At 43.3% G+C, this 22,559-nt stretch carries 21 protein-coding genes; 10 read left to right on the forward strand and 11 right to left on the reverse strand.

Annotation, left to right across the window (positions count from 1 at the left end):
* Positions 1-32: 32 nt before the first annotated feature.
* From GKR71_RS18115 to GKR71_RS20465, 8 genes are all read right to left on the reverse strand, one after another.
* Positions 33-1,415: an amidohydrolase family protein gene (locus GKR71_RS18115; RefSeq protein ID WP_154634663.1), complete on the reverse strand. Its 1,383-nt coding sequence runs from the start codon at positions 1,413-1,415 to the stop codon at positions 33-35.
* A gap of 57 nt (positions 1,416-1,472) precedes the next feature.
* The gene (locus GKR71_RS18120) at positions 1,473-2,423 is read right to left on the reverse strand and encodes a carbamate kinase family protein (RefSeq protein ID WP_036951077.1); all 951 of its coding nucleotides are present in this window, start codon (positions 2,421-2,423) and stop codon (positions 1,473-1,475) included.
* 74 nt (positions 2,424-2,497) lie between these two features.
* Positions 2,498-4,060 (reverse strand): xanthine permease, encoded by a 1,563-nt coding sequence (locus GKR71_RS18125; RefSeq protein WP_108478250.1) that lies wholly within the window; start codon positions 4,058-4,060, stop codon positions 2,498-2,500.
* A 155-nt stretch (positions 4,061-4,215) separates the two neighbouring features.
* Positions 4,216-5,631, reverse strand: coding sequence for a DUF1116 domain-containing protein (locus GKR71_RS18130; RefSeq protein ID WP_154600024.1), 1,416 nt, complete (start codon positions 5,629-5,631; stop codon positions 4,216-4,218).
* Positions 5,631-7,181, reverse strand: coding sequence for an acyl-CoA synthetase FdrA (gene fdrA / locus GKR71_RS18135; protein ID WP_036951081.1), 1,551 nt, complete (start codon positions 7,179-7,181; stop codon positions 5,631-5,633). The genes GKR71_RS18130 and fdrA overlap by 1 nt, the downstream gene beginning before the upstream one ends.
* Complete coding sequence (locus tag GKR71_RS18140; protein WP_230085114.1) at positions 7,171-8,094, reverse strand: DUF2877 domain-containing protein; 924 nt, start codon at positions 8,092-8,094, stop codon at positions 7,171-7,173. Before GKR71_RS18140 ends, fdrA begins: the two co-directional genes overlap by 11 nt.
* Positions 8,095-8,112: 18 nt before the next feature.
* Complete coding sequence (locus GKR71_RS18145; RefSeq protein ID WP_132495718.1) at positions 8,113-8,718, reverse strand: ankyrin repeat domain-containing protein; 606 nt, start codon at positions 8,716-8,718, stop codon at positions 8,113-8,115.
* 192 nt (positions 8,719-8,910) lie between these two features.
* Positions 8,911-9,144: a hypothetical protein gene (locus GKR71_RS20465; protein ID WP_154634664.1), complete on the reverse strand. Its 234-nt coding sequence runs from the start codon at positions 9,142-9,144 to the stop codon at positions 8,911-8,913.
* Between the two features lie 174 nt (positions 9,145-9,318).
* Between GKR71_RS20465 and GKR71_RS18155 the strand changes: the two genes are divergently transcribed.
* Positions 9,319-10,254: a LysR substrate-binding domain-containing protein gene (locus GKR71_RS18155; RefSeq protein WP_036951088.1), complete on the forward strand. Its 936-nt coding sequence runs from the start codon at positions 9,319-9,321 to the stop codon at positions 10,252-10,254.
* Here GKR71_RS18155 and GKR71_RS18160 read toward each other — a convergent pair.
* Positions 10,251-11,105 (reverse strand): LysR family transcriptional regulator, encoded by an 855-nt coding sequence (locus GKR71_RS18160; RefSeq protein ID WP_154634665.1) that lies wholly within the window; start codon positions 11,103-11,105, stop codon positions 10,251-10,253. The two genes, GKR71_RS18155 and GKR71_RS18160, sit on opposite strands and share 4 nt — an antisense overlap.
* A 157-nt stretch (positions 11,106-11,262) precedes the next feature.
* Here GKR71_RS18160 and GKR71_RS18165 point away from each other — a divergent pair, with 157 nt between their 5' ends.
* Positions 11,263-11,730, forward strand: coding sequence for a nucleoside deaminase (locus GKR71_RS18165; protein ID WP_036951092.1), 468 nt, complete (start codon positions 11,263-11,265; stop codon positions 11,728-11,730).
* A 2-nt stretch (positions 11,731-11,732) separates the two neighbouring features.
* Positions 11,733-12,917, forward strand: a complete 1,185-nt coding sequence (locus GKR71_RS18170) for a cyanate transporter (protein WP_154634666.1) — start codon at positions 11,733-11,735, stop codon at positions 12,915-12,917.
* Between the two features lie 43 nt (positions 12,918-12,960).
* Here the strand turns inward: GKR71_RS18170 and GKR71_RS18175 are convergent, their stop codons facing one another.
* Complete coding sequence (locus GKR71_RS18175) at positions 12,961-13,401, reverse strand: PACE efflux transporter (protein WP_036951098.1); 441 nt, start codon at positions 13,399-13,401, stop codon at positions 12,961-12,963.
* Between the two features lie 97 nt (positions 13,402-13,498).
* Here GKR71_RS18175 and GKR71_RS18180 point away from each other — a divergent pair, with 97 nt between their 5' ends.
* The 7 genes from GKR71_RS18180 (at position 13,499) to GKR71_RS18210 (ending at position 20,903) form a co-directional block, all read left to right on the forward strand.
* Positions 13,499-14,383 (forward strand): LysR family transcriptional regulator, encoded by an 885-nt coding sequence (locus tag GKR71_RS18180; protein WP_036951099.1) that lies wholly within the window; start codon positions 13,499-13,501, stop codon positions 14,381-14,383.
* A 219-nt stretch (positions 14,384-14,602) separates the two neighbouring features.
* Complete coding sequence (gene hemP, locus GKR71_RS18185; protein WP_036951101.1) at positions 14,603-14,794, forward strand: hemin uptake protein HemP; 192 nt, start codon at positions 14,603-14,605, stop codon at positions 14,792-14,794.
* Between the two features lie 376 nt (positions 14,795-15,170).
* Positions 15,171-17,192 carry a TonB-dependent hemoglobin/transferrin/lactoferrin family receptor gene (locus tag GKR71_RS18190; protein ID WP_154600028.1) on the forward strand — a complete coding sequence of 674 codons (2,022 nt, stop codon included), beginning with the start codon at positions 15,171-15,173 and terminating at the stop codon, positions 17,190-17,192.
* Positions 17,193-17,235: 43 nt separating this feature from the next.
* Positions 17,236-18,285: a hemin-degrading factor gene (locus GKR71_RS18195; protein WP_036951104.1), complete on the forward strand. Its 1,050-nt coding sequence runs from the start codon at positions 17,236-17,238 to the stop codon at positions 18,283-18,285.
* 15 nt (positions 18,286-18,300) lie between these two features.
* Positions 18,301-19,122, forward strand: a complete 822-nt coding sequence (locus GKR71_RS18200) for a heme/hemin ABC transporter substrate-binding protein (protein WP_154600029.1) — start codon at positions 18,301-18,303, stop codon at positions 19,120-19,122.
* Positions 19,119-20,120, forward strand: a complete 1,002-nt coding sequence (locus tag GKR71_RS18205) for a FecCD family ABC transporter permease (RefSeq protein ID WP_036951108.1) — start codon at positions 19,119-19,121, stop codon at positions 20,118-20,120. Before GKR71_RS18200 ends, GKR71_RS18205 begins: the two co-directional genes overlap by 4 nt.
* Before the next feature lie 3 nt (positions 20,121-20,123).
* Entirely contained in the window at positions 20,124-20,903 is a 780-nt protein-coding gene (locus GKR71_RS18210) for a heme ABC transporter ATP-binding protein (protein WP_036951109.1), read from the forward strand.
* Between the two features lie 56 nt (positions 20,904-20,959).
* Here GKR71_RS18210 and GKR71_RS18215 read toward each other — a convergent pair whose 3' ends face one another.
* The gene (locus GKR71_RS18215) at positions 20,960-21,877 is read right to left on the reverse strand and encodes a bestrophin family protein (protein WP_036951111.1); all 918 of its coding nucleotides are present in this window, start codon (positions 21,875-21,877) and stop codon (positions 20,960-20,962) included.
* Positions 21,878-22,559 lie beyond the last annotated feature (682 nt).

Genomic DNA, 22,559 nt, shown 5'->3' on the forward strand with positions numbered 1-22,559 from the left:
TCTATAAACCATGCCTATATAGACAACAGCTTTCAGCCTAATGACTTTTCAACTGCGCCACTGGCCAAATACCCTTTATGGAACGCAGCTTGCCTTGGAGAGATACGCGCAACCGCCTCTGCTGAGCAAGAGGCATCCACCAGTACAAAACTGGCATCATCCCCTTTTGCTGGCCACACTTGCTTGCCCTTTTCATCCAGTGGCAATACATTGCCCGTGGCGATAGCAAGGGAGCGAGATAATGCCAACTCATCAGGGCGCGTGTACAACTGCGCATATAGATTGGCTTTTTCTAACATGTCCCCGAGACCAAATGGCGACCAGTGATCAATCACACTGTCAGTCCCTGTCATCACAAACACACCATTTTTATTCAGCGTTTTTAATGGCATATGTAATGTACCGATAGGCACTGTCGACGCTATCGTAATCTGCTGCTCAGCCAACCGTTTTGCCATCACATCGGCATCTTCAGGATTTAACATAGCTAACGCAAATGCATGGCTAATCGTCACCTTGCCACGCAAGCTGCGGTTTTCATCCACCGTTTTTATCATATAGTTGATAGCAGCAAGTCCAGCCGGGCTTGTCTCATGCAGATGGATATCAACCCCTTTGTTGTAATCCAGCGCAATCTGGAACATCGCATCAAGGGATTTTTCCATCGCACCATCCACATTGGTCGGATCTAACCCTCCCACATAGTGTGCACCCGCTTGCATCGCTTCTCGCATCAAAGGGACTGATTTTGACAGCAACAAGCCATGTTGAGGGAATGCCACAATTTCACACGTGAGATCTTGCTGACGTTTATCCAACACTTTTTGCAGTGCTTCAAGGTTTTTTAATCCAGAAACAGGCTCAATGTTGCAATGGCTGCGCGCGATAGTCGACCCGTGAGATTGAATCAAATCAATCAGCGCATGCGCTCTTTCTTGCGTGAAAGGCTGCAATTCAGGCAACATTTTCTGTTCAAGGGCTATCATATCCATAATGGTTTTACCTTCACGGGACTGTGGCGCTTGCCATGCTCCTCCGTAAAAGGTTTTATCCAGATGAATATGCATATCTCGAAATGCAGGAAGCATCAATTTGCCTTGCGCACTGTACGCATTCAGAACGGTATTTGGATGCTGTTTATTGGGTAACACCGCCACGATTTTACCATCATTAATTTCGATAATTTTTAGCTCAGTTTGTGTCCCCATTACCGTACTATCACGGAAATTAAAACCTGTTTCGAGTAACGCATCATCAAGATAATAATGTTTATCTGTGATACGAGAAACACCAGACTGCGGTACGCTTTGCACCGCCGCCCCCGCAGATACTGAACCTAATAATGTACAAGCCGCCACCACTTTTGCGCTTGTCGTCAGAAACTCTCTGCGACCAGATAACTGTTCTGTATTCATAGCAACTCCTTATCATCGAGAGTTCGACCTTATCGTATAAGGCCGAACGAGTGAGGTTTAGCCTTGAATAATATGGGTTCCCGTCTCGCCACGTAATGCTGCTGGCAGAGCTTCAGGCGTCGTGATAATCACGCGCTTACCGCCATTAGCGATAAACGATAAACTGGCTTCGATTTTCGGTAGCATGCTTCCTGCTGGGAAGTGCCCCTCTGCCATATAGCGTTTCATATCCGTCGTTGAAGTTTCACCAAGGGCTTTTTGTTCCGGTTTGCCAAAGTGAATACACACCTTTTCAACGCCCGTGGTGATGATTAAAATGTCCGCATTGAGCTCTTTCGCCAGTAGCGTAGTCGATAAATCTTTATCAATAACAGCATCCACACTTTGATAACCGCCCTGCCCATTATTCACAACAGGGATCCCACCGCCGCCAGCCGCAACAACCACATAATCATGTTCGGTCAATGTACGAATTGCTGCTGACTCAATGACTCGTTTAGGTTCAGGGGATGCCACCACGCGGCGATATCCGCGTCCTGAATCTTCAACAAAGTGCCAATCAGGGTTTTCCTGCTGCAATACATCAGCTTGTTCTTTACTGAAAAATGCGCCAATCGGCTTAGTCGGAGCCGCAAAGTTCGGGTCATTTTTATCAACTTCCACTTGTGTCACTACCGTTACCGCTTGGCGATGTTGCTGTTTCGCTAATACGTTAGTAAGTGCTTGCTGGACTAAATAGCCAATCCCCCCTTGAGTATCCGCCACACAGTTAGCCAGCGGTGTCAGTGGTAATCCTTCCGTCACATGAGCAATTTCAGCGCGACGTAAATCCAACCCCACCTGCGGTCCATTGCCGTGAGTCAGCACAATATTGTAATTACCTTTAAGCATATCGCTGATGTGCTGAGCCACTTCCTGAACCGCTTTTTCTTGAGCTTCAATGGATTGGCTGCTGTTATCTTTAATAATACTGTTGCCCCCGATGGCAACAACCACGAGTTCTTTCATGATTAAGGATCCTGATACCGAATATTTAGCAGATAGTGGGTGTATCGCGTACACCCACTATAAAGATTGGCTTATTACGCTGATTTACTAAGCTTTTCAGCTTTTTCAGCTTGTTGCTGCTCCACTGATTGGCGACCATCTAAAAAGTGTTTGATAACAAACAAAGCCGCCATCATGAGGTATGCGTAGACAAACATCAATGCCGAACCTGTTGCAATACCCACAGCCGGAGAATGGATGATGCCAAAGAAGACCAATACTGCACCCACTGCCGCCGCAATCGCGCCACGTAACGGCTTGTTTAAGATAGCGAAGATAGCGATACAGCCCCATAACATACTTGCCAACGGTGCACCGTTACCTAAGTGAACCAGACCTTGATAGTAAACGCCTTTATGTAACAGAACTTCCGTACCAATCGCGCTTGCAGACGTACCTGCCGCTCCCATGACACTGTTAACCATCGTCAATGCCCAGTTCGCAATCCATGGGAATAGACAGATGAAAATCACAGGTACTTCGACTTTCGGTGTTTCTCGCACCACTTGGTTAGCGGTCACTACACCGATAAACACTAAGATAGGGACAATGGCCGTCATTGGGATCACTGCGAGCATAAATGCGCCAATACCAAATAACGGGACGATAAACATGGTGATACCGGATGCTAAGGTATAACCCACACTCGCGCCCATCGCTTTCCAACCCGCATGACCCACATACACTGTCACAGGGAATGGATTACCCAGCACAACACCCACGGTTGAAGATAAACCGTTTGCCAGCATCACTTTACGTGTGTTGTATTCATCACCCGCTGCGTGAGCACTTTCAATATTTTCAAGGTCAAAGATGTAGTTCGCTAAACCTAAAGGTACCGCTGAGGCTAAGTACGGCAGTGCATGAGGTAAACCTTGGAAGAAGCTATCCACATGGATGCTTGGCGGGTTAAAACCAAATGACGCCATGGATGCCGTAATCGCTTCTGGGCTTTGTAAACCCGAAATCCATGCTAAGGCAGAACCCGCGATAAGCAGCAGCAACCCTGTAGGAATACGTGCAAAGATAGGCTTTTTACCAAACCAGTTGATGAAAATTAACAGTAGGACAATAAACGATACCGTTGGTGCTTCAAATGCTTGCAGCATCGGGTTCATTGCCAGTAACAATAATCCGAGACCCGATAAACACGATAATAATACGGTACGCGGGATCATCTTACGGATGGTTTCACCAAGGAAAGAGCCCCCCACTAAAATCATTGATTCCACAAAACACCAGACCAACGCAATTTGCAGAGCAAATTCAGGATCTTTGGTGGTTTGGTAAACCGGCATGATCACTAAGAAGGTCACGGTGAAGATAGAAGGCGCACTTGGACCTGATGGTAGTGCCGTAACGTCATTTCGTCCTGTTTGCTTGATCATCTGCTGACCAAAGTAAGCGTAACTTACACTGGCAAGCAATACAGCAAAACCAAACGCTGGCGCGATACGACCATAAACAATTTCCGCTGGGATGCCGACAACAAAGATCAGTAAGCCCATCATGGTGAGTAGGTTCGTGAGGTTATTGGTCATCAAACCAAAATAGGCCGCCAAATCACCACGTTTCCATTTAATATTTAATAGACTCATATTCTTACTCCCATTCCCCTCACACCTTAGCAGCACGTTGTTGACGGTCTATCTCTTATGCCACTGAACAATTCAGGGAATGCGTTGCTTTATTTTTATCGCCCGGCCGAAGCCGGGCATTATTTTTTGCTTAGTGAGTTTTGGGCTCAATACCACTATGCATAGTGTTTCGCGTAAGAAAGCATCGCTTTTTCGAAGCAATCAAACGGAGGATGTACAATCCCTGCCCCAATCATTCCAATACCTGCATCTTTATGCGCAATCGCCGTGTTAATCACCGGAAGAATGCCACTAGCTGCAACTTTCGTGATATCAATCGCTGTCGGAATTCCCATGAAACCTAGCAATGGAATGGTGACGTTCGGGTTCTCACCAAGGGTGATTTCACGCATTTGGCGAGAGAAATCCACCGCTTCTTCAACGGTTCCCCCAACGAGCGCCACGATAGCCGGTGCTGTTGCCATCGCAAATCCACCAATCCCGTAAGTTTCTGTGATAGCCGAGTCACCAATATCTAAACCTGAATCTTCCGGTTTATAACCCGCGAACATTGGACCAATAACTTGCTGAGAAGGACCTGTAAACCACTGCCCCGGTAACCCGCTAATGCGTAAACCAAACTCATAACCATTACGTGCCATGGTAGTCACGACAGTACTGTATTCAATGCCGTGCGCCGCATCCATTGAGGCTTTACACATTGCCATCCATGTAGGACCCGAGAAATAGTCACTACTTGCCACGAAATCAAACACTTCTTTTTGCTGTGCAACCGTAAAATTGGTTTGAATAATTCCCGTGGTCAGCGCTTGGATCAGCAATGTTGTTCCCGCATTGTTACGGTTATGGCATTCATCACCCATATGTAACGCTTGTGCCAACATTAAGCGCAGGTCGATTTCACCGACGATTTTCATGGCGTCACGCAGCATTGGACCCAGCACATCACGCATCCAATTCAAGCGGTCAATAACGCTTTGGTCATTGGCACCCATGCGCAAGATTTTTGCCATCTGCTCACTCAAGTTAGTGAATGCGCGGTTGCCGTAAGTTTTGTTTTCGACAATGTGCATAAACATCGATGCCGATGTCACGCCCGCCATTGACCCTACGCAATCATGTTCATGGCATGGGGAAAAGATAATTTCCCCCGAAGCTGCAACACGTTCCGCATCCGCTAAGTCTTTTGCCAATCCTTCAAAAACTAAAGCACCTGTCACTGCGCCTTTCATTGCACCACACATATCTTTCCATGCCACTGGCGGGCCGGCATGTAGAATGGTGTTTTTCGTCATGCCCGGTACCACATTAATGGCTTGGTCATAACCCACGAGTACTGGCTGGGACTGAATAATGCGCTCAAGCGCTTGTGCGTTCGCCGCTGCGATTTTTTCTTGTAACGCTGCGTTGCCTTCAATTTGGTCAAGCGCACGGATCACGGCTACGTTACCTTGCCCCGGTGGAGTCCAATTCAGTTGAGTCACCGGAACGTGCTGTTTTTTCAGATCATCACTGAACATCTCAATGCCGATATTGATAACGTTCAATGGTTGTTTAAATAATGAAGTCATTACGCTTTCTCCCCTTTCCAGACAAACTCACGTCCTAATAAACCTGTATTGGTACTGCTACTCGCCCAAATCACACCTGCGTCAGTGAGCATCTTGACCTGTGCATCCATCGATGGCGTATCTTGGTCAGTACCCAGCACATAGCCAAGGATCACCAGTTCACGTCCTTCTTGTTTCGCTATCGCTTTTGCTGTTTTGATAGCGTCAATCATCACGCCGACCGGATCTTCATGAGAGCCAAAGCCAAGCACGAAATCCATCATGATCACACCAACTTCCGGGTCACGAGCTTCTTGCAGTAAACGCTCTATTCGGTTTGTTGGATCAATCATTGGGTGTGGCTTACCATTGGTAAAATCATCATCACCAAAGTCAAGGAAGGTATGGGCGACACTTTTATTGATATCTTTCAGACGGTAGTCAGGGTTAGGTTGAATATTGCTGTAGACGTCATCGTATTTTTCCAGCGCTGCAAACATGGCTTCATCACACAATGTCCCGCCACAGAAAAGACCACGAATGTATTTTTGTTCCGGTTTAAGTAACGCTCTAACTTCATCAATTAAAGGTAAGTTGAGAGGATGAAGGTCTAAATCTTCTTTACGAATACCTGTCAGTAAAACCGCTTTCAGAGCAGCTTCTTTGGTGCCTTGGGCAAAGGTTAAGCCTGGTTTATCATCCGGTAACGGTTGACTTCCTAAGAAACAAACCACCACTGGCTTATGGCATTTTTCAGCTTGTTCTAACACTTTTTTGGCAACCATTGGTGCTGGTGGCTTAGAAATGAGTGCAATGACTTGGGTTTCATCATCCGCATCCAGCATTTTGAGTGCATCAATCATCATGATGCCGCCAATTTTTTCACTTAGGTCACGACCACCCGTACCGATTAGCTGAGAAACTCCAGCACCAAATTCATGGATTCGCACGCTCAGTTCTTGGCTCCCCGTACCGGATGCCCCAATAATTCCGATGCTACCGCGACGAACATTGTTACCAAAACACAAGGCTGTCCCATTGATGATCGCTGTCCCGCAGTCTGGTCCCATCATCAATAACCCTTTTTGGCTCGCCAACTGTTTCAGTGCCAGCTCATCGTCTATCGAGACGTTATCAGAGAACAGCATCACGTTGAGATCATTTTCCAGTGCAATACGCGCTTCACGAGCCGCAAATTGCCCATTAACCGAAATAACCGCTAAGTTGGCATCAGGAATGTGCGTTTTTGCAGAGTTGATTGTGGCGTATTTGGCTTCATGCTGCCCACCGCCTTGATTTTTCTTATTAAACAGCTCTTCGATAGCAATCAATGTCGCATCATTGGCTTCATCGCTAGATCCTTTAATCACTATCATTAAATCGCCGTTTTTGGCTTCTTCTAATTCTGGTGTTAATAAACCTAAGTTTCTTAATACGCCTTTATTCATTTCTGTTGCCATTGCCACAAAGGCTTGCTCAACATTTTCAAGTTGGTTGGCTTTGGTGGAAATAGACATCAATGACACGGAATCAAAATAGGTATTCTTTTTTATGACCACTTTAGTCGACATGTGTTTCTCCGAAATAATGAGTCAGAAACAGCGCATCACGAATGCCAAATAGCATGTCGCAACCTGAACTAGACCCGATATTTAAAATCTCTAAAATTTGTGGATAAATATTTGTTTCTCGCCCATCAACTAAACATTGGATCAGTTGATGCATATTTTCGCGATACTCTTGGTTTAATGCTTTTTCTAACGTGATGGCACTGATGGGTGTTGTATTCGCCTTGCTTTGCGAAATCCCTTGATAAAAGCTCGGATAGCAGGAATTCGCAGGGTGATGTTTCAACAACAAAAAAGCCATTAGTCCCACTAAATAATCATCTCCCGAAGGCGTTAACCCAATTCCTAACCCAACAAACTGGCTCACAATATGAGTTAATGCTTGGTACCGTTTATTGATTAATAAATTAATTAAGCTAGAGCGTAATTCATTTAATTTTTTTGATGATTCAAGATAAAAACAATTATCCCCTTGGTAGTTAAACAGAGAGTGTGTTTTATCATTTAAAATAGAATCAATTTCGTTAATTTTAGACTGAAGAAAATAACGGTACTTTTCTTCTGTTAATTTTTCATTAATAAAATAAACCGTTGGTGGGTTCCATTTCTTACATAATAAAAATGAAATAGTATATTTCTCACCAATATGGATTTCATTATTTAAAATATAAACAGAATCCCCCGTAGTGATATTTAACGGTGAAAAATCCTTATTAATAATTCGGCAGCTATTAGGAGCATTATCCGTTTGCGAGCCAAGCAAGGTATAAAGTTGATTATCAATTGAAAAATTAATGGCTTTATTAAAAACCTGCTCTATATTCCCTGTTAATGATGGCTGATGCAAAAGATGCAAGAAATGTGCATCAGCCGTTAACCCATAAATGCTTTGCCGCTGAGATTGGTGTCTGTTCACAATCCCCCTTATGGGTGGTTACGCACCCGCTGCAATCAGTAACTCAGCAATTTCGTGATAGCCTTTTTCCTGTGCCAGCTCTAACGGCTTTTTACCGTATTTATCTGTCATATGTGGGTTGGCACCGTGATCTAACAGCATTTTTACGATTTGCTGCTGTTTTACGCCACCATCATTCAGCACAATCGCTTCTAGCAACGGAGTCCAACCGACAAAGTTGGTGTGATTAACATTAATGTCCGTGTTTTCCAGTAATTCACGCACAATTTCCACATGCCCTTTTTCACTCGCTGGCGTGATCCCAACACCACCAAAACGGGTTAGTAAATCTAAATTAGGATTAGCAGGTAATACTAAACGTAATAATGTTAAATCATTATTTAGGCAACTTAATAAAAATGGGTTAAAACACGTTTGGTCTTGTTTATTAATATCAGCACCCGCATGAATAAGAAAATCAACGCACTCATAGTGCTGATTTAAACTGGCATTCACAATAGCAGTGCGACCTTGTCGATTGGTACTATTAATATCAACACCTTTTTCAAGGCAATTTTTTAAAATAGCTAATTGACCTTGTTCTGCTGCTTTAAGAAAATCTTGAACGAGTGTGTTTTCTGTCATAACGCTCTCCACATTTAGCTATTTAAATTTCCTGATAGCCAAATTAAATATGAATTAAAGATTATTTAGCATGGTTAGAGCATAACAATTGCCATTAATAAATAGAATCCATTTAAATTTAATTCATCAATCTGCCACCTTATTATTGATTTAAATTCAACAATCGAGCATTTTTGTGCGTGAAAGCATCCTTCACTGACCTTTACCGATGTTTTTTTGTCTATTTTCTATGCAATTTGACCAAATAATTTTGTTAATCTTTTTGCCAATTTTTTCTTTCTTCAATTTTGTGACAGCCATCAAATCAAAGGTTTTGGAATTGTTAATATTGTGATTTTTTTGTTTATGAACTCGATATCCCCTAATGGCTATTTTTTCATTTAATTCAATAATATTAATTAGTTTGAATGTAAACATGCGTTTCATTAGTTGCTTTTTTGAGTGACATAAATTAAATACTATTTATTGTACAGAATAGATAAATATCCCCGAGGAGGGCTATTAAAAACAATCGATAAAAAGCCTGTTTTTTAAGCTATTGAATTGTATTCACAGAAAACGTTATTTAGGCTAATTTTCACGCACTTTGGGACACGACACATGAACTCTATTTTTACTGAAGAAAATTTATTGACCTATACCACCGCGGCTAAATTTGCCAGTTTCAGTAAAGCAGCCGAAGAACTTGGGATTACCACCTCCGCGGTGAGCTACACCATAAAACGTATCGAAACTTATTTAGATGTCGCACTGTTTATTCGCGATACCCGTAATATTGAACTGACCGAAGCGGGATACTATTTTTATCGCAAAGCTACAGACCTTCTGAATAATTTTCATCTCATCAAAAAAAGTATCGACTCCATTGAACAAGGGATTGAAGCCCGTGTTCGCATCTGTATCAATCAGTTGATCTACACCCCTTACCATACGGCGAAGTTGCTACAAATCTTGAAAAAGCAATTTGGTACTTGCCAGATCACTGTGACCACAGAAGTGTATAACGGTGTTTGGGATGCCATTATCAATAACCATGCGGATATTGCGATTGGGGCGCCGGGTACACTCATGGATGGCGGCGGGATTGATTACACAGAAATTGGTGCCATACACTGGCAGTTTGCCATAGCGTCTAGCCACCCTTTAGCCTTAATGCCTGAGCCAATTGCCGAAAGCCAGCTTCGCCTCTACCCAAATATCATGGTGGAAGATACGGCGCATACCATCAATAAACGTGTTGGATGGCTACTGCACGGGCAAGAGGCGATTCAAGTGCCTGATTTCAACACCAAATGTCAGTGCCAAATTTTAGGTGAAGGGATCGGATTCCTACCCGACTATATGGTTAAAGAACATGTAAAAACCGGTGTGTTAGTCACGAAGCAAATACAAAACCCAAGGCAGGATTCTCACATGTTATTAGCCACTCAACACTCTGCGACAGGGCTAGTCACCCAATGGATCAGAAAAGAGTTTATGGCAAATGGGATCTTAACGGAACTTTACAGTGATTTGCTCAAGCCCATTGCCAATTAACGCGGTTCTAATTGATGAGCTAACTGCTCCGCCAATACCGAAACCATCTCCGATGATTCTTTGTGAAAATGCATCGCCAGTTCCATCTCTTGGGCAGGAGGGAAACCCTCTTCTACTGTCAAGATTCGATGCTGGGATAATTTCGCACGTACGGGTAACAGGCTAACGCCTAATCCGTCGGTAATCGCACTTTGGATACCCGCTAGGCTAGTGCAAGTGTATGTAATGTGCCAAGGGCGTTGTTCATTATCTAGTAACCTAAACATATCATTCCGATACAGCCCATTCTCTGGAAAAACAATCAGAGGAACAGAATCTGTGGGAAGAACATGTTGCTGGCGACTCGCTAGCCAGCAAAGAGGCTCTGACCAATGATAATCACTATGAAACTCCCCTTTTCGTTGTTTCACAATGATCAAATCCAACTCACCATGTTGATAGCGTTGCTGTAGTTGGCGACTCAACCCGCTAGTCACCTCTAATCGGACATTCGGATGCGCTTGCATAAATGCCGCCAACGTCGGTGTCACTAATCCCGACGTCAAATCTTCAGGAAACCCTAATCGCAGAGTTTGAATAATCGCATTGCCTGTTATTTTCATAAAAAACGTATCGTTAAGTGCCAGAATATTTTTCGCGTATCCAAGCAACACTTCCCCTGTTTCTGTCAGGGTTAACATCCGATGCCCCCTTACAAACAACGGCTGTCCAATAAGACTTTCTAATCGCTGAACTTGCTGACTTAACGTCGATTGCGTTGAATTTAATTGTTGTGAAGCCACCGTAAAATTTCCCGTTTCTGCGACGGTAACGAATGTTTTCAATAATACAAAATTAAGCAACGAATTCATTTTTTTAATACCTGAGATTTAATTATTTAATTTTTAAATATCACAGTTTTTGATTAGATTGAAGGGAACAACGCATTTGATGGACATTACTGAAATGACACCATGTCAACTCATCAGTAATCTTATTAGAATACTCGATAAATCAGGAGCACAAACCATGCTCGATAAACAATTTTTACAACATGCAATCACCCTCGCCGCTGACAATGTTGCCGCAGGTGGGCGTCCATTTGGTGCAGTGGTCGTCAAAAATGAGCAAATTATTGCCACTGGCGTGAATCAAATGTTGGAGCGACACGACCCTACCGCACACGCTGAATTACTCGCATTACGCCAAGCAGGAGAGGTGCTAAATAGCGTCAGACTCGATGATTGCACCGTTTATGCTAGCGGTCAGCCTTGCCCTATGTGCCTTGCTGCGATCCGCATGTCTGGCATTAAACGTGTTGTTTATGCCTATTCGAACCAAGATGCTGAACCTTTTGGATTATCAACAGAGGCGATAGCTGAGGCATTAAGAGTCTCTCCTGACCAACAAAGTGGTTTGCAATTTATCCAATTAAAACCGAAGGATGAGACGCAATCCATGCTGTATCAAACTTGGTGGCAACAGCATCACGCGTAAACATGAAAAAACCACTTTCTGCCTCTTTTGGCTTGATTCTGACGATTGCCCTTGTCGGTATTAATTTACGCCCCTTTATGACAGGACCTGGGCCAGTCATCGAAAATATCATTCAAACCACCGGAATGAGCTACCAGAGCGTTTCACTGTTAACGCTGATCCCCATGTTACTCATGGGTTTTGGAGCTTTGGTCGTCCCCGCATTAAATCAAAAATTAGGTGATAAGTGGGGTATCAGCCTCGCGATGCTACTGCTGCTGATAGGCTCTTTCTGCCGATTATTTGTTTCTGATGCGAACGCACTGTTAATGACCGCATTTTTGTGTGGAATGGGAGCGGCTTATATTCAAGCGGTTTTCCCCGGTTTGATAAAATTTTCGTTTCCACAAAAAATGGCCGCCATGACGGGATTATATTCAGCTACCTTAATGGTCGGTGGCGCGCTGGGAGCGCAATTAACACCGCTAATTACCCACCTTTCAGGGAATTGGCAAAGTGGGCTAGCATGGCTTGCATTTCCAGCACTGATCGCCCTGATTGCCGTCTTCATGAATATTCGCTCTTCGAACACGAAAAATACGCCAGCTCAGCTGAGTGTATTAACTTATCTTAAGCTGCCCAGAGCATGGCTATTAATGGCGGGATTTGGTTTAGTGAATGCGGGTTATGCAACTGCCGTGACATGGCTGGCACCTTTCTTTCAACAACAAGGATTTAGTGCTACAGAAAGCGGTTCTCTGGTGGCGATTTTAACCGTTTTTCAAGCTGCTGCGGCACTGATGATCCCGGTATTAGCATCCCATAATATTGACCGTCGCTTTTGGCTCACTGTCACGCTGGTGAGCCAAGCATTGGGATTTGCCGGGTTAATCCTGTTTCCTAATACACTACCGTTGCTGTGGGTAGGTCTGCTGGGCTGCGGACTGGGTGGCTGCTTCGCCTTAACCATTATTACCTCTTTAGATCATATCCCTCATCCTGCTAGCGCGGGGATCCTGACTGCCTTAATGCAAGCAGGCGGTTTTATCATCGCCGCTTTTGGACCTTTGGTTGCGGCAGCATTACAGCAATTTAGTCACAGTTTTACCCCTGTTTGGTTGCTGCATTGTGTCCTAGTTATGATGACATTACTGCTATTTTTGCGTTTAAATCCTAAAAAGTATCACCAGATTTTTAGCGTGAAATAAGCTTAGTTACCAAGGAGATGGCCTCATTGCCATCTCCTTCACGCTACGCAGTGGTTTTTTCTTGCGCCAATGCAGATTTTGGTAACCCAAAAATTTTGTCAAATGCCCAGTTAAAGAAAAAAGTATAAATCGGGATAAAGATAATCAGGGCAAAATCTAAAATAAGTGCCTGCCAGAGCGATATTGATAACCACCATGCAATCAATGGGATCAAAAATACCACCAGCGTTAGCTGGAATAACACCGCATGAGCAAAACGACGTCTAAACGTTCTAATTCTTGATTTCTGCTTTGATTCCCAATATTCAAATACCACATTGAAAATAAAATTCCATGTCACCGCAATCGTGGTGATCACCAGTGCTAAAGGTCCTGTGGTTCCCGCGGAATTCCCCGAAAGAAAAGCCAGTGCCAACGATGAAATCATCCAGCCAATAACTTCGTAGCTCGTAATAAAAACCACTTTACGTTTAATACCTTGCATTTTTTATCTCATATTCTGTTTGCCGAAGGCTGGTAAATTAAATCAATATTAATGATAATAAAAGTCAGCTACTATCAACAAAACTGAAAGGTCTAAGATGCCATTTAATAGTGAAAACCTGATGATTTTCTTAACTGTGCTCGATAAAGGCTCTTTTTCCGCAGCGGCAAGAGCACTTCATCGAGTCCCTTCCGCGATTAGCATGGCAATTGCCAACCTTGAAGCAGAGCTTGGTTTTTCGCTGTTTGAGCGCCATACGCGAGAACCCAAACCTACGGAACAAGCGCTTTCCCTCGCCCCCTATGCACGAAATATTGTGGATAACTTACGTCAGTTGAATGTTTTCTCACGAGAACTCACTCAGGGGGTGGAGAGTACACTCACAATCGGGGTCGCTGAAGGGGTTAATCCCAATGTGTTAGTTGATACATTGCACGCCCTGAGCCAACGTTATCCGTTGATGCATGTGGAGCTGATCACCGCTCCTCAAGATGATATTTTGCCACTATTGCACAGTGAGCGCGTTCAATTGGCTATCGCTTTTGGTGGGTTATATGTCAATGCTCAGGAACAGTTCGAATGTATTGGTTATGAATCATTAACAGCGACCATCAGCGCCGATTATCCCTCTAATAAACCGAATAATGCGCTGTATATCGAAGATCTTGTTCAAACACGCCAGATTATTGTCGCTAGCCCTCACCACCCTATCAGTGATTTCCGCTCTATTGTTTCTAGCCATTATTGGCGTACGGATAGCTTCACGATGGCGTTAGAATTAGTTAAAAAAGGGATGGGTTGGGGAAATTTACCGGCTTCATTAATCAAAACTGATTTAGAGGCAGGTTTACTCAAGCGTTTAGAATTTAAAAACACCCCGAATGGCTTAGTACTTCCTGTCCATGTGGTCTGTTTAAAAGGTCAAGTACTCAAACGCGGCGCCCAAGAGTGTATCGAGCTTTTAAAAACAAATATGTACTAACAAATCTCAGTAATTTCAGGATCGGCTCAATCCCCCTCCAAAAGTTAGGTAAATCCCCATTTACATCATAAAGGTAGCCCGTATCCGCGATACGGCTCTTTTGTTGGTAAACAGTGTTTGTTGATCAATTGTGAAAATCACTTGATATTGCCAATGCTTTTAAAGATAATAATTATCAATATCATTCTTATTGACAACAAAATTTCTGTGGTGAACAACATGACCAAGCCACTTTCTGACATTATTGAAGAAACCACAAAATCAACCTCACTGACTGATTTTGCTGCTAAAAATGGGCTTATTGAAAGCCAAAAATTATTAGGTGCATCAGGCAAAATTGCCATTGAACACCGCGGTGAAATTTATCAATTGCGCCAAACTCGCACAGGTAAATTAATTCTGACCAAATAGTTTTTAGTCTTCACAACGCAGTTTGCTTTAAAAGTACTGTTTGTTTCAAAAATACAATTAGCTTTAAAAACACAATATATCTCGCAAGCCACCTAAGTCGTCATACTAGGCAGCCAGCTTAACTCTATACATCAGGACACAGTTTCTTATGGTGTTTATTACGGGCTTTGCTGCTGTAAATCTGGATAACCTCAAGGCGAACTTTCGAACCCTATCATCACTTGTTGGGTTCAAATACCCCTTTTCCCCTATTCCGTTGAAAGCGTCTTTGTCTCAACACCCTATAAACACGCCATAACGCTCTGATGATAAGTCAGTTTTTAACGGTGCATCGCACTCATCAAAGAGTTAACAATTTTTAGGGAGTATCACCTGTATGTCTCAAGTATTACGCTTATCTGTGCTGGCGAGTGCCTTGCTGCCTCTAATGGCAACCGCACAGACTGAAAAATCTCCAACTAACAATAACCATTTAACTAACAGTCACCACGATGTGATGACGGTGTATGCCACGGGTAATGAGCGAGATAGCTTTAATACGCCGATGATGGTTACCGTCATTAAAAATGATTCACCAGAAACCAAAACAGCCAATAATGCTAACGATATTTTGCGGAAAGTGCCGGGCATTGCACTGACAGGAACTAGCCGTACTAACGGTCAAGATATCAGCATGCGCGGATTTGACCGTCGTGGAATTTTGACGTTAGTCGATGGCGTTCGCCAAGGTACGGATACTGGGCACATTAACGGAACATTTCTTGATCCCGCGCTTATCAAACAAGTGGAAATCATTCGCGGTCCATCAGCGCTTTTATATGGCAGCGGCGCGATGGGTGGCGTGATTGCTTGGGAAACCGTGAATGCGAAAGATTTACTGCGTGAAGGTCAAAGCCAAGGTTTCCGCGTTTTCACTCAAGGCGCTACCGGGGATCACAGCTTTGGCTTTGGCGGCTCCGCTTTTGGTAAAACCGATGACTTTGACGGGCTATTCAGCTTTGTGACGAAAGAAAGCGGTGATGTTCGTCTTGGCGGCGGCGAGAAAATGGATAACAAAGAAACCATTGCCAATATGCTCGGTAAAGGCACATGGCAACTGGATGATGCGCAAACCCTGTCGGGACAAATTCGTTATTACAATAATGATGCTTATGAGCCAAAAGACCCGCAACAGCTCGCCACCAGCAACGATAATAAGAAGGTTAACCGCACAACGCGTCAGCGTGACTTGCAAGCAACCTATCAGTTAAATCCAGACGATAATTCATGGCTCAATTTAAAAGCGACTCCGTATTACTCTGATGTGAATATCACCTCCAAAGGGAAAGAGTCTAACTACGAAGGGCGCAGCCAAAAAACGTATGGTATCAAATTGGATAACCGCTCCGATATCTATGAGTTACCACTCGCTGCACACAACTTTACCTACGGTACTGAAGCGTATCGTCAAAAACAGACCCCTTACGCTGGAACCACTCAGTTCCCTGATGCAGAGATCACCTTTGCGGCTGGCTTTATTCAGGATGAGATTACCTTAAAAGATTTGCCTGTTTCCTTCATTTTGGGAACTCGCTATGACAACTACAAGTCCACCGCCAAGGGCAATAAAGATGTCAAAGAAGATCAATGGTCATCAAAAGCGGCAGTGAGCATCACCCCAACCGATTGGTCAATGCTGTTTGCGTCATACTCTGAAGCTTTCCGTGCTCCAACAATGATGGAAATGTACAACGATTCCCTGCATTTCCAACAAGGCCCAATGACTAACTACTGGCGCCCTAATCCAGACTTAAAACCTGAGTCCACGCGTACTGCAGAATATGGTTTTGGTTTACGTTTTGATGACTTACTTATGGCTCGCGATAACCTGCGCTTCAAAGCCAGCTATTTCGATACAAAAGCCAAAGATTATATTGATACTCATGTCAATTTTGACCGCTTTAACCTGAAAAATAACTACACCACATCCATCAATACCAAGCGTGCCAAAATTTGGGGAACGGATGTGTCATTGGATTACACCACCGACTACTTTGCGTGGGGTCTAGCTTATAACCACACCGTCGGCGTCAATGAATATACAGGCAAAGCCATTGAATCCATTAAACCGGATTCACTCACCAGTAACCTCTCCATTCCAGTTGCAGACAGCGGTTTCTCTGTGGGCTGGTTAGGTGAGTTCACTACTCATACCGATTTCGATAAAACATCCAAATTGAAGCAACAACCGGGCTACGCCGTTCATGATTTCTATCTAAATTATCAAGGAGATGGAAGTCTTAAAGGGTTAGATACCAGTGTTGTTTTAGGAAATGCTTTTGACAAAGAGTATTACTCCTCTCAGGGGATTCCCCAAGATGGTCGTAATGCTAAGCTGCTCGTCAGCTTCCAATGGTAATTCACACTATATTGGTAATTCACACTACATAAAGGAGAAACCTGTGAATTCAGCACTTTTCGAACGTTATCAACAAGCCAAAGCAGATAATAAAGCTAGGTATGCGAGAGACCTCGCTGCTTATCTGAATGTTTCTGAAGGGGAATTACTGCATAGCCGCGTTGGGCGCGATAAGGCTAAACGCCTGAGCATTGATGCGCCAACGTTATTAACTGCTTTGGAGGCTGTCGGTCCAGTCAAGGCTATTACCCGTAATGAGTATGTGGTCCATGAGCAAGTCGGGCGCTATGAGAATGCTAAATTTAGCCCTCACGGCGGTTTAATTCTTAATCCACGCGCACTGGATTTGCGTATGTTTTTCTCTCATTGGGACAGCATTTTTACGCTCTCTGAAGAGGCTAAACGAGGTGAACGTCATAGTATCCAATTCTTTGATAAACATGGCGATGCACTGCACAAAGTGTATACCACCGATGAAACCGATATGGATGCATGGAATGCGCTTATCGAAAAATACGTAACCACCGAAAACCCACTATTATCCGTTGAAAAAGTGCAGCCACACCACGCTCAGCCAATTAGCGATGAGCTAAAACAACAGCTTGACCAAGAGTGGCGCAATATGACGGATGTTCACCAATTTTTCATCTTATTGAAGAAAAATAACTTAAGCCGTCAACAAGTGTTCCGCGCTGTCAGTGATGATTTAGCTTGGCAGGTGCCAAATGATTCATTCAATCAGCTGGTTAATACAGCTTTCGCTGATCAAAACGAAATTATGATTTTCGTAGGTAACCGTGGATGTGTACAAATTTTCACAGGCAAAATCAAACGCTTGATGCCACACCAAACTGAAGGTTCTGACATCAAATGGCTGAATATTTTCAACCCTGATTTCACGCTGCATATGATTGAAAATGGTGTTGCAGAGTGTTGGGTCACTCGTAAACCAACGGAAGATGGTTTTGTGACAAGCCTGGAAGTGTTTGATGACCAAGGCAATCAAATCGCACAAATGTACGGACAACGCACTGAAGGGACGCCAGAGCAAGAACACTGGCGCCAGCAAGTCATGTCCCTGCCAAGAATCTAACACAGGTATTTGACGATGAAACAATGGCTTCTAATGGTAATCACACTGGCAACCTCATTGGTTGCCCATGGCGCTGACCGTTTAGTGACACTCGGTGGCGATGTAACTGAAATTGTCTATGCGCTCGGCGCACAAGATAGTCTGGTTGGGCGCGACAGTAGCAGTTTACATCCCGAGCAAGCAACTAAGTTACCCGATGTCGGCTATATGCGAACACTGAACCCAGAAGGCGTGCTCTCTTTGCGTCCAACGTTGGTGCTCGCCAGTGAGCTTTCCCAACCTTCAATTTCATTAACCCAAATTGAAAAAAGCGGCGTTAAAGTGATTAAAGTGACAGGAAAACCGAAATTAGAAGCCATTCCTGAAAAAATCACCACCATCGCCAATGCGGTGGGATTACCCGAGAACGGAAAAAAGTTAGTCGAACAATTTAATGCCGAGCTACTCGCCATCCCCACTAGCCCTCTGAATAAAAAAGTGGTTTTCTTAATGAGCCATGGTGGAATACAACCGATGGCAGCTGGGCAAAAAACGGCAGCCGATAGCATGATCAAGGCCGTTGGTGCACAAAATGCCATGCAAAACTTCTCTAGCTATCGTCCGCTATCTCAAGAAGGTCTTATTTACAGCCAGCCAGACCTCGTCGTGATCTCTGAGCAAGGTGTAAAATCCTTAGGTGGCGTTGACAAAGTTTGGGAATTACCGGGGTTAGCACTCACTCCTGCAGGAAAAAATCGTGCTCTTTTAGTCGTGGATGATACTGGTATGTTGAGCTTCAGCTTAAGCACCCCCAAAGTCATGCAGCAGTTAAGAGAGGCGTTAGAAAAAAGCGAATGAGCCGTTTTAAGCACCCTTTATTTAAAATTTTGATGTTATTGGTGTTACTGGGGGCAGTCACTTTGGCTGCCTCTACCGCTGGTGCAATTAACTTACCGTTAAAAGTGCTTTGGTTTGCACCATCCACCGATCCTGACTGGCAAATTTGGCTCACCATTCGTCTACCAAGAGTGTTACTCGCCATTTTAGTGGGATTGGCTTTAGCGGTTTCCGGTGGGATGATGCAAGGGTTATTTCGCAACCCTCTCGCTGACCCCAGTTTATTAGGGGTAAGCAGTGGTGCCGCATTGTGTGTGGCAGCATTCATCATTTTACCGTTCTCCTTACCCACATTAATGCTCAATTACGGCCATCTTGGCGCAGCATTCGTTGGCAGCTTAGCGGTTTCACTGATCATTTTTAGCCTCAATCGTATGTCTAATGGCAATTTGGCACGGCTGCTATTAGCAGGAATTGCCATCAATGCCCTATGTATGTCACTAATTGGGGTACTGAGCTATATGAGTAATGACCAACAGTTACGCACATTTAGCTTGTGGATGATGGGGTCATTAGGCAATGTGAATTGGACATCGCTAGCGATTGCCGCCAGTGTGATTATCCCCACTTGCTTACTCTGCTTTTGGCAAGGCAATACATTGAATATTCTGCAATTAGGGGATGAAGATGCACACTATTTAGGGATAAATGTTGAACGCAGTAAGTTTGTTTTATTATTCCTAAGCGCCCTATTAATTGGCTGCGCCGTTGCTATGAGTGGTGTGATTGGCTTTATCGGGCTCGTTGTTCCTCACTTAATACGTATGACATTGGGACCCGATCATCGTTGGCTTATTCCTGGTTCTGCCATTGTGGGTGCTTGCTTACTCTTAGTTGCCGATACCCTTGCTCGCACTTTAGCCGTTCCCGCAGAAATCCCCGTGGGCTTATTAACGGGTTTGATTGGCGGACCTTACTTTTTATGGCTAATACTGCGCCAACCTGCCGGAAGGATCTAACCGATGCCCAATTTACTCGATGCTAAAAACCTCAGTTATCGTATTAATAATCGAACATTAATCGATGATATCAGTTTGTCTATACAGCAAAATCAAATGGTGGTGATTATTGGTCCTAATGGTGCGGGAAAATCCAGTTTATTGAAATTGCTCACAGGCTACACCTCCCCCTCTCAAGGTGAGTGCCAGCTAGAAGGTCGCCCATTACCTGAATGGGAACCTCAAAGCCTCGCTAAAAAACGTGCCGTGATGAAACAGCATAGCCATTTACAGTTTGCGTTCAGTGTTGAGGATGTTGTGGCGATGGGAAGAACTCCTTATGGTTCTGAACATAAGCAACGCGCCATTGATATTGCTATGGAGCAAACCCACTGCACCCCACTACGCCATCACGATTATCGCCAATTATCCGGTGGTGAACAGCAGCGTGTTCAGCTTGCGCGAGTGTTAGCTCAATTATGGCAACCGGAACCAACACCAGCCTGTTTATTCCTTGATGAGCCTACTTCTGCCCTTGATTTATACCATCAACAGCACAGTTTGCGGCTATTGCATCAGCTTACCCGTGAAAGGCCGCTAGGCGTTTGTTGTGTGTTGCATGATTTGAACCTCACCGCACTCTATGCCGATAAAGTGTATCTTATTCATCAAGGGAAATTAGTTGTGGCTGGAACACCACAAGAAGTGTTAACTACCGAGAATTTAACCCAGTGGTATCAAGCGGATTTAGGGGTACAGCCGCATCCAGAAACGGCAACCCCTCATGTGTATCTGCGCCATTAATAAACAGCCGCGGCTTTCATCATGCTCTATCACATAATGAAGACCGCGACTTAACATCATAATAAATTGAAGTATTTATTTGGCTTCGGTGGTGGCGGTAACTGCTTAGCATCAATCATATCAAGAGCATTGCGTTCAAGCCCGTTACATAACGCATTCAGTGGCAAGCTGTTGTCCAGCACATCGAATGGGTCTTCCAATTGTTCCGCTAATGCATCCCACGCCAAGAACGTATAGGAAACAAATACTGAAACCAAAGGCGTCATGTAATGTAAATCCCCCACCAACGCAAACGGTAATAATGTACAAAATAAATAGACCGTACGTTGCAGGATCAATGTATAAGCGAAGGGGATCGGCGTATTCGAAATACGTTCACAGCCGCCTAAAACTTCAGATAACCCGTTCACATCTTTATTGATAGACTGAAACAGCACATCGCTGATCAGATTGTTATCTCGCAATGCCCCGACACTCAAACCAATATGCATAAGAATTCGGCTGGTGGGAAAAGGGCTTCTAATAACATCTAAAAAAACATCTCGCGGCAATAAACGATACAAATCTATATTTGGGTTAGTACGTCTAAGTTCGTGATTTAAGCTCCAACTAAACGCAATCAACAAATTAGCAAATGTGCGATGCGCTTCAGGATCATTCGGCAATAATCCTTTTATGTTTCTTAAAATATTACGTTGGTTGGTTAATATTGCGCCCCAAAGCGTTCTTGCTTCAACTAAGCGGCTGTAGCAGGCGTTATTACGGAACCCCAAAAAGATAGCTATTGCTATCCCTAATAAGCTAAATGGGGCTATTGTCAGATGGATCCCTAATTGTTCGTACCATTGATAGATTAAAATAGCGACAATGGACATCATAATATTAAGCGATAATCTAAAGGTGATTTTAGACAGCACGGAACCGTGCCAGTCGAACAACCTAAAGAACCAGTGTTGATGCGGGCGAATGACCATAAATTAATAATAATTGAAAGGATAGTTATGTGTGATGATTATCACATAAATTATTTTGGCAATCCATATTTTGATGATCTCATCAATTTACTCATCTTAAGCTAAATAGTTTAGTAATAAACTATTTAATTGTTTATCTATTCTATCATCTATTTATTATTTTTCATTTTTTAAGATTTCAGGTATTGACTCAGATTAATTTATAATTAATTTAACCTAGGCAATCTAGCATTTGAAATGCTTATTTAATTTAAAATTAATAACCAAGTAAATTAAACAATTTATATACAGCACGCAAATATAATCAATTGATTAATTTTTGGTTATATTTTGATTAAATATCAAATAGCTAGCATTGTATTAAGTTAAATTCTTAAGGAACTCTTAATATTAGCGGCAATATTACCGTTATCATTTAATCATCATTTAAAAAATGATTAATATAATTCCAATTATAAAAAAATTAATAAAATTTTAATTTATTAAGAATGGTTGTTTGTTTATGAAAAAAAACAGAATATTTTCTAAAAAAATTCCGTGCGCTAATCATGAGTGACAAAAGTTATCTCACGAATAAATTTATTAAAAAATTAGGGTATTACCCTAACTTTAATGCGCCGAAAAGCTTTAATGAAAAAGTGAATTTCCGTATGATCCATGACCGAAATCCACTGCATAGTCA

The sequence above is a fragment of the Providencia sp. wls1922 genome, assembly GCF_009706505.1.
Lineage (GTDB): Bacteria > Pseudomonadota > Gammaproteobacteria > Enterobacterales > Enterobacteriaceae > Providencia > Providencia lanzhouensis.